The sequence below is a fragment of the Devosia sp. LC5 genome, assembly GCF_000735585.1.
In the GTDB taxonomy this organism is placed as follows: domain Bacteria; phylum Pseudomonadota; class Alphaproteobacteria; order Rhizobiales; family Devosiaceae; genus Devosia.
On the sequence record NZ_JNNO01000012.1, the window covers coordinates 104163 to 115748 of the forward strand.

Annotated in this window: 13 protein-coding genes; 7 read left to right on the forward strand and 6 right to left on the reverse strand. The window is 61.0% G+C overall.

Translation table 11 applies throughout. The annotated features are described in order from the left end of the window. Positions 1–55: 55 nt before the first annotated feature. Positions 56–361 carry a hypothetical protein gene (locus tag FF80_RS07930; RefSeq protein ID WP_052153304.1) on the reverse strand — a complete coding sequence of 102 codons (306 nt, stop codon included), beginning with the start codon at positions 359–361 and terminating at the stop codon, positions 56–58. A gap of 121 nt (positions 362–482) precedes the next feature. Here FF80_RS07930 and rimM point away from each other — a divergent pair, with 121 nt between their 5' ends. The 4 genes from rimM to FF80_RS07950 all read left to right on the forward strand — a co-directional run bounded on the left by rimM (position 483) and on the right by FF80_RS07950 (position 3432). Further along, positions 483–1019: a ribosome maturation factor RimM gene (rimM, locus tag FF80_RS07935; protein ID WP_035099122.1), complete on the forward strand. Its 537-nt coding sequence runs from the start codon at positions 483–485 to the stop codon at positions 1017–1019. Then, positions 1016–1708, forward strand: a complete 693-nt coding sequence (gene trmD / locus FF80_RS07940) for a tRNA (guanosine(37)-N1)-methyltransferase TrmD (RefSeq protein WP_035099124.1) — start codon at positions 1016–1018, stop codon at positions 1706–1708. Before rimM ends, trmD begins: the two co-directional genes overlap by 4 nt. A gap of 196 nt (positions 1709–1904) precedes the next feature. Continuing rightward, complete coding sequence (rplS, locus tag FF80_RS07945) at positions 1905–2456, forward strand: 50S ribosomal protein L19 (RefSeq protein ID WP_035099125.1); 552 nt, start codon at positions 1905–1907, stop codon at positions 2454–2456. Positions 2457–2619: 163 nt separating this feature from the next. Then, the gene (locus FF80_RS07950) at positions 2620–3432 is read left to right on the forward strand and encodes an exodeoxyribonuclease III (protein ID WP_035099126.1); all 813 of its coding nucleotides are present in this window, start codon (positions 2620–2622) and stop codon (positions 3430–3432) included. 42 nt (positions 3433–3474) lie between these two features. Here FF80_RS07950 and FF80_RS07955 read toward each other — a convergent pair whose 3' ends face one another. The 3 genes from FF80_RS07955 to FF80_RS07965 all read right to left on the reverse strand — a co-directional run bounded on the left by FF80_RS07955 (position 3475) and on the right by FF80_RS07965 (position 5564). Then, a complete protein-coding gene (locus tag FF80_RS07955; RefSeq protein WP_035099128.1) occupies positions 3475–3933 on the reverse strand; it encodes a cyclic nucleotide-binding domain-containing protein in 459 nt (152 codons plus the stop codon). Positions 3934–4029: 96 nt separating this feature from the next. Next, positions 4030–4713 carry a response regulator transcription factor gene (locus tag FF80_RS07960; RefSeq protein ID WP_035099130.1) on the reverse strand — a complete coding sequence of 228 codons (684 nt, stop codon included), beginning with the start codon at positions 4711–4713 and terminating at the stop codon, positions 4030–4032. Between the two features lie 158 nt (positions 4714–4871). Continuing rightward, positions 4872–5564 carry a YggS family pyridoxal phosphate-dependent enzyme gene (locus tag FF80_RS07965; protein WP_052153305.1) on the reverse strand — a complete coding sequence of 231 codons (693 nt, stop codon included), beginning with the start codon at positions 5562–5564 and terminating at the stop codon, positions 4872–4874. A gap of 130 nt (positions 5565–5694) precedes the next feature. Here FF80_RS07965 and leuS point away from each other — a divergent pair, with 130 nt between their 5' ends. Genes leuS through holA form a run of 3 tightly spaced genes read left to right on the forward strand, consistent with a single transcriptional unit; the run spans position 5695 to position 9828 of the window. Continuing rightward, complete coding sequence (gene leuS / locus FF80_RS07970; protein WP_035099131.1) at positions 5695–8313, forward strand: leucine--tRNA ligase; 2619 nt, start codon at positions 5695–5697, stop codon at positions 8311–8313. Continuing rightward, positions 8300–8806: a hypothetical protein gene (locus FF80_RS07975; protein ID WP_035099132.1), complete on the forward strand. Its 507-nt coding sequence runs from the start codon at positions 8300–8302 to the stop codon at positions 8804–8806. The genes leuS and FF80_RS07975 overlap by 14 nt, the downstream gene beginning before the upstream one ends. Beyond that, entirely contained in the window at positions 8806–9828 is a 1023-nt protein-coding gene (holA, locus tag FF80_RS07980) for a DNA polymerase III subunit delta (RefSeq protein WP_035099134.1), read from the forward strand. Before FF80_RS07975 ends, holA begins: the two co-directional genes overlap by 1 nt. A gap of 53 nt (positions 9829–9881) precedes the next feature. Here the strand turns inward: holA and FF80_RS07985 are convergent, their stop codons facing one another. Both FF80_RS07985 and FF80_RS07990 read right to left on the reverse strand, forming a co-directional pair. Continuing rightward, on the reverse strand, positions 9882–10757 hold the full coding sequence (locus tag FF80_RS07985) for a ParB/RepB/Spo0J family partition protein (protein WP_035099136.1): 876 nt from the start codon (positions 10755–10757) through the stop codon (positions 9882–9884). Positions 10758–10766: 9 nt separating this feature from the next. Next, on the reverse strand, positions 10767–11567 hold the full coding sequence (locus FF80_RS07990; RefSeq protein WP_035099137.1) for a ParA family protein: 801 nt from the start codon (positions 11565–11567) through the stop codon (positions 10767–10769). Positions 11568–11586: the final 19 nt, after the last annotated feature.

Sequence of the window (11586 nt, forward strand, 5' to 3'; positions counted from 1 at the left end):
GCTACGCCGACGCCTGAGTGCCACGACTTCGTCCTTCGACGGGCTCAGGATGAGTCTACTGTGCGGCCCGCTCGATAAATTCGAACTCCGCTTCATTGCCGCCAGCCAGATCGTCGGACACCCGCAGCGCCAGATTGGCCGCTTCGAGCGCGGCAAACCAATCGTCCCAGCTGACCAGTTGAAAGCCACCAACACGATCCGGCCCCTCATTGCCATCGGTATTGATAGCGTGCTGGCCGAAGGTCAGCTGCAGCAAGGTACGGCTGCCGGTGCCATCGGGTGTTTCCATCAGCATGGGATTGCCGCCGCGTGCCTCGACCCATTGGCGTATGTCGTCGCGGGAAGTCAGAATCTTGGCCATGGCAGCGCTCCAGTGTTGTTGCCCTCACAATCGTTGGAACCATCGCGCGGTTCCCTGTGCCGGAGAATTCCCATTCCTCTCGCCGCCTGCTAGGAACAGCCCAGAAAAGCCGGGAACAACCATGAGCGACCAGACCAACCGCATCCTGATGGGCCAGATCGGTGCCGCCCATGGCATCAAGGGGCAAGTGCGCATCACCCCCTTCACCCAGGACCCCGCCGCCATTGGCGATTATGGCCCGCTGGACACCGACCGGCCGGGCCTCTCCATCACCATCACCAAGCTGCGCGTACAGAAGAATGTGATCATCGCCAACATCAAGGGCATTGCCGACCGCAATGCCGCCGAGGCGCTGAACGGGGTCTCGTTATTCATCGACCGCGCCCGCCTGCCCGAGCCTGAGGACGAAGACGACTTCTATCACGCCGACCTGCTCGGCCTTGAAGCCCGGCTCGACAGCGGCACGGTGCTGGGCAAGGTCTCGGCCCTGCCCAATTTCGGCGCCGGCGATTTGATTGAAATCCGCGATCCCCAATCGGGCGATACCTATTTGTACCCCTTCACCAAGGCCGTGGTGCCTGATATCCACCTTGCCGAGGGCTATCTGACCATCGTTGTGCCGCTTGATGCCGAAGCGGGCGAGGAAGAACCCGATTGAGTTTTTCCGCTGATATTATCACGCTGTTTCCCGAGCTGTTCCCCGGCCCGCTAGGCGCATCCGTGCTCGGCCGCGGGTTGGCGGACGGGCTGTGGTCGCTCAAGGCCACCCAATTGCGTGATTTTGCCACTGACAAGCACCGCACCGTAGACGACACGCCTTCGGGTGGCGGCGCGGGCATGGTGCTCAAACCCGATATCCTGGCCAGCGCGATCGACACGGTCTCCCCTTCCGGGGATCCGCGACCCCGCATCCTGATGTCGCCGCGCGGTGCGCCGCTGACCCAGCAAAAGGCGCGGCAATTGGCGCTTGGTCCCGGCGCGGTGATCATCTGTGGACGATTCGAGGGCATCGACCAGCGCGTTATCGACGGCCGTGGGCTCGAGGAAATCTCGATTGGCGACTATGTACTGGCCGGTGGTGAAGTTGCCGCCATGGTGCTGCTGGAAGCCGTTATACGGCTTATTCCGGGTGTGTTGGGCAAGGCGGAGAGCCATGCCGATGAGAGCTTTGAGAATGGCCAGCTCGAATACCCGCACTATACGCGGCCCCAACAATTCGAGGGCGTCGATATTCCGGCCGTGCTGACCTCGGGTGATCACGGCAAAATCGCCAAATGGCGGGCCGAACAAAGCCTCATGCTCACGCGGCGGCGGCGGCCTGATCTGCTGGATCCGGACAAGTCATAAAACTGTCCCAAACCCTAGACTCCGGGGCATTTTTGCCCTATAGCCGCGCCACGACTGCGACATTGGGCTGATCGGACCTGATGTTGCGCGAATAAAAAGACGAAAAACCTCCGTTACCAACCAAGACCGGGCGATCGGAATTTTCCCAGAAGTTCCGTGCAAACGCTCCATTGAAAAGATCAGAACGGATCAAGACATGTCCAATATCATCGAACAGATCGAGGCCGAGCAGGTCGCCGCCCTCTCCGCCAAGCGCGAGCTTCCCGAATTTACCCATGGCGATACCATCAAGGTGTGGGTGAAGATCAAGGAAGGCAATAAGGAACGCCTACAGGCCTATGAAGGCGTCGTGATCGCCGTCTCCGGCGGTGGCATCACCTCCAGCTTCACCGTGCGCAAGATTTCTTATGGCGAAGGCGTGGAGCGCGTGTTCCCGCTCTACTCGCCCAATATCGCTTCGGTCGAAGTGCTCAAGCGCGGTAAGGTGCGTCGCGCCAAGCTGTACTATCTGCGCGATCGTCGCGGCAAATCGGCTCGTATTTTTGAATCGACCAATTCGCGCACCAAGAAGATCGAAGCCAGCGAACGCACCGCCGCCCAGGCCGCGCGCGAAGCTCGTGAAGCTGAAAAGATTGCCGCTGCAGAGGCTTTTGCCGCTGAACAGGCCGCCAAGGACGCGGAAGCCGCAGCAGCGGCCGCCGCTGCCGAGCAGGCCGCAGCCGCTGAAGGCGAAGCCAAGAGCGAATAGGCTTTTCGGCACTGCCCTGAATTTGAAAGCCCGGTCGCAAGGCCGGGTTTTTTTGTTGGCCACTGACGCCCCATGTCAGCAGTGATCTCTCCATCGCCATTTCCGGCTTGTCCTTGGCGGTCCCCTCCGCGATAAGAATGCCCTCTGCTCAAGGGGCCAATCAATGACCGTCGCCGTCGTCACCTGGAACATCAATTCGGTTCGCCTGCGCCTGCCCATGGTGCTCGATTTCATCAGGCAATATCAGCCTGACGTGCTGATGCTGCAGGAGATCAAATGCACCAATGACCAGTTCCCGGCCAATGCCTTCATCGAAGCGGGCTATCCGCACCAGGCGGTACACGGCCAGAAGGGCTATCACGGCGTCGCTATTGTTTCGAAATTTCCGCTGACCGACATTTCGAGCCGCGTGTTCTGTGAAATCCCCGAATCGCGTCACGTCTCGGCAGTGCTCGATCTGGGCCGCGGGCCGCTGACCGTGCATAATTTCTACATCCCTGCCGGTGGCGACGAGCCGGACCCGCAGATCAATCCCAAATTCAAGCACAAGCTGGGTTTCCTCAGCGAATTGACCAGCTGGTTTTCCGAGCCAGGATTCCAGCGCGGCCATCTGATTGCCGGCGATTTCAATATCGCCCCGCATGAAAACGATGTGTGGAGCCACAAGCAGCTGCTCAAGGTGGTGAGCCACACCCCGATCGAAACCGAAGCGCTCAACGCCATTCTCAATGGTGGCCATGGCTGGACCGATCTGGTGCGCAAGCATGTGCCGTTCGATCAGAAGCTCTATTCCTGGTGGAGCTATCGTAGCGCCGATTGGGAAAACGCCAATAAGGGCCGGCGCCTCGACCATATCTGGGCCACTGCCGACATCGCCGAGCACAGCATCGCCGCCGAAATCGCCAAGCCATTCCGCGGCTGGGCCGACAAGCCGAGCGACCACGTGCCGGTCATCGTGCGGTTTGCCGGGGTTTAGGCCCCAGCGGCCGGATTCACGTGAAACAGGCGGCCCAAAAATCTATTCGCCCTTCATGCGAGCGCGAACGGGTTCAAGTGCGCCCAGATAATTGCCCAAGTCGCGTTGCACGCGTTCGACGGCGCGCTGCGCGAGGTCCGGCGATTGCTGCACGAGCTTGAGGAAAGCCTGGCGCGGCACGAACAGGGTCTGGCATTCGGTGACGGCGGTGATGGTGATCGGCCGCGGCTTGGCCAGGATCAGCGCCATGGCGGAGACCACGCTGCCCGGCTCGGACATGGCATAGGGCTTGCTGGCAGCCGCGCCTTCGGGCTTGGCGCGCAGCGTCCCCGAAATCAGCACGAACGCGCCCAAGGGAACGTCGCCAGCCTTGTACAGCACGGCATCGGCCTCGAAACGGCGTGTATCGCCGGCAAAGGCCAGCATGCGCCTTTGCTCGTCGTCGCAAATATCGAAAAATTCAGCTCTGGCCAGCGCCTCGGCCGCGTCGTCCCTGATCATAAGCCCCAAGTCCAGATGCAAGACTGTCCGCACACGGGGCGCGGACAGTCTTCATCCTATAAGGCATTTTGCCTCGATTTGTACCCGATTTCCGCGTTACGGAACCAGGCGATAGCCACCCTCTTCGGTGACCAGCAGGCGCGCATTGGAGGGGTCGCGCTCGATCTTCTGGCGCAGGCGATAGATATGGGTTTCAAGCGTATGCGTGGTGACCCGGTTATTATAGCCCCAGACTTCCTTGAGCAGCACATCGCGCGTGATGGTCTTGGGACCCTGGCGATAGAGGAATTTGAGGATAGAGGTTTCCTTGTCGGTCAACCGCACCTTGCCACCATCATTGGCTTCGAGCAGCTTGGCCGAAGGCTGGAAGCTATAGGGCCCGATGGTGAAGACCACGTCCTCGCTCTGATCGTGCTGACGCAGCGCCGCATTGATTCGCGCCAGCAACACCGGAAAGCGGAACGGCTTGGTCAGGTAGTCATTGGCGCCCGATTCAAGGCCCTGAATCTGATCGGCATCGCTATCATGACCGGTCAACATCAGGATGGGGCTTTTATAGCCTTTGGTGCGCAGCACCTTGACCGCATCGCGCCCATCCATGTCCGGCAGGCCGACATCGAGGATCATCAGATCGATATTGTTTTCCCGGGTGGCCTTGAGCGCGTCATTGGCGGTGCCGGCTTGGAGAATGTCGAACTCGTTATGCGTTTCGAGCTGCTCGACCAGGGTCTGCCGCAGATCGGTATCATCGTCCACCAGCAGAATGCGTCGCTTGTTCATTGTTTTCTCCGGGTTTTTGGCGCTTTGCCCGATCAAGGGTCACACTATTGCGACCGGTTTTTGTTCAACCAATCACATCGGCGTTACGACAGGCAGGAACGATACGAGAGGGTTAAAAGTTGCAATGATCTCCGCGTTTTACCTTGCTCGTCCACGTTTCAGCGCGCGTCTGCCTTGGGCCGGTAGCCAAACAGCGCCGACCCAACCCGGATATGGGTAGCGCCCATGGCAATGCCAAGCTCGAAATCCCCGCTCATGCCCATGGAGAGCCCAGGCACACCGGCAATCCCAGCCAGTTCGGCCAGATGAGCGAAATAGGGACCGGGCGGCACGCCATCGGGCGGAATGCACATCAGCCCAACGACATCGAGCCCGTGTTCGGCCCGGCAGCGCGCGACAAAAGCTGCCGTTTCGGCCGGCGCGATGCCGCTCTTCTGAGCCTCGCCACCGATATTGACCTGCACGAAACAGGGGAGCTGCTTGCCGGCGCGCGCCATCTCCTCGGCCAGGACGATCGCCAGCTTGTCACGATCGAGCGTTTCGATGACATCGAACAGCGCCACCGCCTCACGGGCCTTGTTGGTCTGTAGCGGACCAATCAGGTGCAATTGCACATCGGGATAGGCCTGCCGCAGAGCAGGCCATTTATCCTTGGCCTCCTGCACGCGATTTTCCCCAAACACGCGCTGCCCGGCCTTGAGAAAAGGCAAAACATCCCCGGCCGAAAAGGTCTTGGACACTGCCACCAGCTCGACGTGTTCGGCGGGCGGGCCGAAGCGCTTTTGCGCCGCCGCCATGCGCGCCCGTATCTCGCCCAGGCCGCGCTCGGCAAGGATCTGCTTCTCGTCCATGCTTTGGCCCTGTCCCTGTTGACCTTGAGGGGGTTTTCTGTTGATGGTCCGGTAGCCAAAATCCCCTTACAACGCAAGCGGCGCGGCAGTTTTCGCCGCTCGCGATTCCAGCATATTCGAGGACGATAACGTGAGCGTCGAACGCTACAATCCGCGCGAGGCAGAGCCCCGCTGGCAGCAGGTCTGGGACGATGCCAAGAGCTTCGTGACCAATACCGACGATCCGCGCGAGCCCTATTACGTCCTCGAGATGTTCCCCTACCCCTCCGGCCGCATTCATATGGGCCACGTGCGCAATTATACGCTCGGTGACGTCGTTGCCCGCTTCCAGCGCGCGCGGGGCAAGAATGTGCTGCACCCCATGGGTTGGGACGCTTTCGGCCTGCCGGCCGAGAATGCCGCCATGGAACGTGGGCTCAATCCCGGCACCTGGACCCGCCAGAACATCGCGACCATGAAGGCCCAGCTCAAGACCATGGGCCTGTCGATCGACTGGACCCGTGAAATCGCCACCTGCGAGCCCCAATATTACCAGCACCAGCAATCCATGTTCATCGACATGCTGGCGGCCGGGCTGGTTACCCGCAAGAAATCCAAGGTCAATTGGGACCCGGTCGACATGACCGTGCTTGCCAATGAGCAGGTGATCGACGGCCGCGGCTGGCGCTCGGGCGCCCCGGTGGAGCAGCGCGAGCTTACCCAGTGGTTCTTCAAGATTACCGACTATGCCGAGGATTTGCTGACGGCGCTGGACGGACTGACCGATTGGCCGGAAAAAGTGCGCACTATGCAGCGCAACTGGATCGGCAAGTCCGAGGGGTTGCGCCTGCTCTTTGAACTGGTGCCCGGCAGTGACGTCAGCCAGCAGAGCATCGAGGTTTTCACCACAAGGCCTGATACCATTTTCGGCGCCTCTTTCCTGGCGCTGTCTCCCGATCACCCGCTGACGACCGAACTGGCCGCGGGCAATGCGGACCTCAGTGAATTCGTTGCCGATTGCCATCGCCAGGGCACCGCCACCGAAACACTGGAAAAGGCCGAGAAGAAGGGCTTTTACACCGGGCTTTACGTCAAGCACCCCGTGATCGAAGGCGCGACGCTGCCCGTCTATGTCGCCAATTTCGTGCTGATGGAATATGGCACTGGCGCCATTTTTGGCTGCCCGGCCCATGATCAGCGCGATCTCGACTTCGCCCGCAAATACGAACTGGCGGTAACGCCTGTTGTGCTACCGCCCGGCGCTGATGCGGAAACGTTCGCGATCGGCATCGAAGCCGCAGTCGATGCCGGCACAATTTACAATTCCGGGTTCCTCGACGGCTTGGCCGTGGAAGAGGCCAAGAAAGCGATTGCGAGCCATTTCGGCGCGCGCACCGTCGATGGCCAGCCACAGGGTCGGGTTGAAGTGAACTATCGTCTGCGCGACTGGGGCCTGTCCCGCCAGCGCTATTGGGGCGCGCCCATCCCCATTATCCACTGCGAAGTCTGCGGCACGCTGCCTGTCCCGAAAAAGGACCTGCCCGTCGTGCTGCCCGAGGATGTCAGCTTCGACAAGCCCGGCAACGCTTTGGATCACCACCCGACCTGGAAGCATACGACCTGCCCGCAATGCGGCGGCGCGGCAACCCGCGAAACCGACACCATGGACACATTCGTGGATTCGTCCTGGTATTTTGCGCGCTTCACGGCCCCCGAGGCGCCCACACCGACCATTCCGGCCGTTGCCAACCGCTGGATGCCGGTCGATCAATATATCGGGGGCATCGAACACGCGATCCTGCACCTGCTCTATTCGCGCTTCTTCACCCGAGCCATGAAGGCCACCGGCCATATCGGGCTGGACGAGCCCTTCAAGGGCATGTTTACCCAGGGCATGGTGACCCACGAGACCTACAAGTCCGCCGATGGCCAATGGCTGGCGCCCGAAGATGTCCGGTTCGAGACCATTGAAGGCGAAAGACGGGCGATCGAAATTCAATCGGGCCGCCCCGCTCGCATCGGCCCCGTGGAAAAGATCTCGAAATCCAAGCGCAACGGCACCGATCCCGACGATATTTTGAAGGTCTATGGCGCCGATGCCGCCCGCTGGTTCATCCTTTCGGATTCGCCGCCGGAACGCGATATCGAGTGGACCGAAGCCGGCGTTGAAGGCGCCAGCCGCTTCCAGCAACGCATCTGGCGCCTAGTCGGCGAAACGGTCGAAATTGCCAAACAGTCTGCTGGCATTGTTCGCGTTTCTGACGACGACGAAGCCCTGTCCTTGCGCAAAACGGTGCATCGCGCCGTACATAATGTCGGCGGCGATATTGAAGGCCTGCGCTTCAACCGTGCCGTAGCGCAGATTTACGAGTTGACCAATGCGCTGGTCCGCTCGGCCGGTCTGGTTGCAGTGGCGCCGGCTGCACGCCTTGCTGCGCTGGAAGAGGGCGTTGAACGCTTGATCCAGCTCATTGCGCCCATGATGCCCCATCTGGCCGAAACCTGCTGGGAAGCCCTCGGCAAGTCCGGCCTGGTCGCCGATGCCTTATGGCCCAGTGTCAATCCCGCTTTGCTGGTGGATGACGAGGTGACCCTGCCTATTCAGCTCAATGGCAAGCGTCGCGGCGAGATTGTCGTTCCCAAAGGTCTGGCGGCGGCCGAGGTCGAAAAACGCGTCTTGTCACTCGACGAGATTGTCCGCATGCTGGATGGCAAGGCACCCAAGAAGATCGTCATCGTGCCGGACAGGATCGTCAATGTCGTTGTCTAAAGCCCTGCGCCTTGCCGCTCTTGCCGGCACTCTGGCCCTGTCAACGCTATTGGGCGCATGCAGCTTTGCGCCGGTCTATTCGAGCGGCACGCTGGCCAGCCAACCGCTGTTGAACCTGGCTTTTGCCAAACCCAATAGCCGGTTGGAACAGGTCGTCTACCAGGAGCTTTCGCTGCGCTTCGGCCATTCCGAGGCGCCCACCGCCCCACTGGCACAAGTATCCGTCAGCGCTCCCGCGGCGGATACCATGCTCTCGCAGACAGCCAATCCGGAAAAGTCGGTGGAAGTCACCGCAACGGCGACGCTCACCATCACCTATCGCGATGGCAGCGGCAAACCTCCAGTCACACTGACGCGCTTTGCTACGGCAGGCTATACCCGTAGTGACCAGGTTCTGGCCGATCGGGAAGCCGCCAGCGAAGCCGCCGAACGCGCCGCCAGGGCCGCCGCCGAATCGCTGCGCCTCGGCCTTCTGGCGGCCCTGAGCCGCTGATGAGCGCGCTCAAGGCGCATGAAGTTGCCCGCTTTCTGGCGCGCCCGGATCTGACCGAAGGCATTTTCCTCGCCTATGGACCCGATGCCGGACTGGTGCGCGAAACCGCGCAGCGGCTGATCCGTTCCCTCACTGGAGACGATCCAGAGAGCGCCAGCCTTGTTGTACTCGACGGCAGCGAGGTGGATGCCGATCCCTCCATCCTCGCCGTCGAGGCCAAGACCATCTCGCTCTTTGGTGGCAAGCGCATCATACGTGTGCGCGGCGCGACCAAATCGCTGGTCATGACACTGACCGAGTTGCGCGACGATCCCGGCGGGGCCGCCATCGTGCTCGAAGCCGGCAATCTCGCCCCAAAGGATGCCTTGCGGGCCCTGGTTGAGGCCGCAAAGCTCGGCCGCGCCCTACCTTGCTACCCCGACAATGACGAGACGCTGACGACGCTCATTCGCGAGACGTTTAATCATCAAGGCATTCGTGTGGATGCCGATGTCATTACTACCCTGCGCGAAATCCTCGGCAATGACCGCGAAATCACCCGCCGCGAACTCGAGAAGTTGTCGCTCTACGCCGCCAGCAGCAAGGTTCTGACGCGTGAGGATGTGCTGCTGCTCTGCGCCGACAATGGCGCCTTGGTGATCGACGCCATTCTCGACGCCACCGGCGGCGGCCATGCTGAAAAGCTGGAACTGGCGCTCAACCGCGCCTTGTCATCAGCCGTCGACCCGCAGCGCCTATTGGCCATGACCACGACACACTTTGCCAATCTGCGCCGCTGGCGGGTGGAAGTCGATGCCGGCAAAACACCGCGCGCGGTGCTGGACGGATTGCGGCCAAAGCCGCATTTTTCGCGCACCTCCGCCTTGGAACAGCAGTTGCGGCTCTGGACGGACAGTGCTCTCGCCACCGCCAGCCACCGCATCTTGCAGACTACCGCCGACAGCCGCCGCCGCCCGGCTCTTGCGGAAACCAGCCTGCGCCGCGCCCTGCTCGCCATCTGCATGATGGCCGCATCGCACTAATCCGCATCAGGAATCAACGTGCACGTTTCACGTGAAACGTTGCGGTTACAAGATCAGTTCGGGTACCCGGTCAGCCGCGCACAAATGCCGTCGAGTTGCTCAAGTGTCTTGTAGCGAATTTCCAGCTTCCCGCCACGTTCACTATGCGCCAGCGACACCGACAGCCCCAGTGCATCCGATAGCCGGCGCTCCAGCGCCACTGTATCGGCATCTCGGCTGGCAGCGGCTTCGGTAGGCTTACGCTTGCCGGCCACATCCCGCTGCTGGCTGAGCGCTTCGGCCTCACGCACAGACAGACCGCCAGAAACGATCTGCTGTGCCAGATGGGCCGGATCTTCCGCCGTAATCAGCGTACGGGCATGCCCTGCCGTCAGCGTGCCGCTGGCCACCATGCCGCGCACATCCTCAGGCAGCTTGAGCAGGCGCAGCGTGTTGGCGACATGCGAGCGGCTCTTGCCGATCACCTGGGCCAGGTCCTGCTGGGTATAGTCGAATTGCTCGATCAACTGGCCGTAGCCCATGGCTTCTTCGAGCGGATTGAGATCGGCGCGCTGCACATTCTCGATAATGGCGAGCTCGAGCGCTTCCTTGTCGCCGACATCGCGCACAATGACCGGCACGTCATGCAGGCCGGCCTTTTGCGAGGCGCGCCAGCGGCGTTCGCCGGCGATGAGCTCGAAAATATTGGGATCTTCGCTCGGCCGCACCAGTAGCGGCTGCATTACACCCTTTTCGCGAATCGAATTGGTCAACTCCTCGAGCTGATCCGGATCGAAACTCCGGCGGGGATTGGCGCGATTGGCGATGATCATTTCGACCGGCAGGCGCTTGACGCCGCCGCTCTCGGTGACTCTTGCGCCTTCGATAGTCGCCATATCGCCGATCAGCGCGGCCAGCCCGCGGCCCAGTCGTGTCGGTTTTTCGTTCATATCGGGCTCCTATGCCGCGTTGAGCTGCCGCTCACGGCGGATCACTTCGGTCGCCAGCCGCAGATAGGCCTGGCTGCCGGCACATTTCAAATCATAGAGCAAAGCCGGCTTGCCGTAGGACGGCGCCTCCGAGAGCCGCACATTGCGCGGGATCACGGTGTCATAGACCAGATCACCCATTTCGCTGCGCACGTCCTGCAAAACCTGTTCGGAGAGATTGTTGCGCTTGTCGAACATGGTCATCACCACGCCTTGGATCGACAGGCGTGGGTTCAATGTCGAACGGATCTGCTCGATCGTCTGCAACAACTGGCTGAGACCTTCCAAAGCAAAAAACTCGCATTGCAGTGGTACCAAAACGGCATCGGCGGCCACCAGGGAATTGATGGTCAGCAGATTCAGCGAAGGCGGGCAATCGATCAGGATATAGCTGACCGGCCGATCATTGATCGTCAGATCGTTCAATTGCTTGAAAGCATTACGCAATTTAAATGCGCGGTCGGCCTGGCCGGCAATGGTCAGCTCAACGCCCAACAGGTCCATGGTCGAGGGAACGATGGCAACATTGGGCACGCTGGTCATGATCGCCGATTGCGCGACACTCGCCTCGCCGACCAGCAGATCATAGGAGGACACTTCGCGATCGTTGCGGGAAATCCCCAGACCCGTCGAGGCATTACCCTGCGGGTCGAGATCAACGATCAGCACCCGTTCGCCAATGGCCGCCAAGGCCGTCGCCAGGTTGATCGCCGTCGTGGTTTTACCCACGCCGCCTTTCTGATTGGCCAGAGTCAGAATTCGGGGCGTCAAATCAGCCTCCAGTGTCTTT

Coding starts and splice junctions, on each gene's coding strand:
- rplS (WP_035099125.1), top strand. CDS start 1,905: ATGTCCAATATCATCGAACAGATCGAGGCCGAGCAGGTCGCCGCCCTC.
- holA (WP_035099134.1), top strand. CDS start 8,806: ATGAGCGCGCTCAAGGCGCATGAAGTTGCCCGCTTTCTGGCGCGCCCG.
- FF80_RS07955 (WP_035099128.1), bottom strand. CDS start 3,933: ATGATCAGGGACGACGCGGCCGAGGCGCTGGCCAGAGCTGAATTTTTC.
- FF80_RS07960 (WP_035099130.1), bottom strand. CDS start 4,713: ATGAACAAGCGACGCATTCTGCTGGTGGACGATGATACCGATCTGCGG.
- FF80_RS07985 (WP_035099136.1), bottom strand. CDS start 10,757: ATGAACGAAAAACCGACACGACTGGGCCGCGGGCTGGCCGCGCTGATC.
- FF80_RS07950 (WP_035099126.1), top strand. CDS start 2,620: ATGACCGTCGCCGTCGTCACCTGGAACATCAATTCGGTTCGCCTGCGC.
- FF80_RS07965 (WP_052153305.1), bottom strand. CDS start 5,564: ATGGACGAGAAGCAGATCCTTGCCGAGCGCGGCCTGGGCGAGATACGG.
- rimM (WP_035099122.1), top strand. CDS start 483: ATGAGCGACCAGACCAACCGCATCCTGATGGGCCAGATCGGTGCCGCC.
- FF80_RS07930 (WP_052153304.1), bottom strand. CDS start 361: ATGGCCAAGATTCTGACTTCCCGCGACGACATACGCCAATGGGTCGAG.
- FF80_RS07975 (WP_035099132.1), top strand. CDS start 8,300: ATGTCGTTGTCTAAAGCCCTGCGCCTTGCCGCTCTTGCCGGCACTCTG.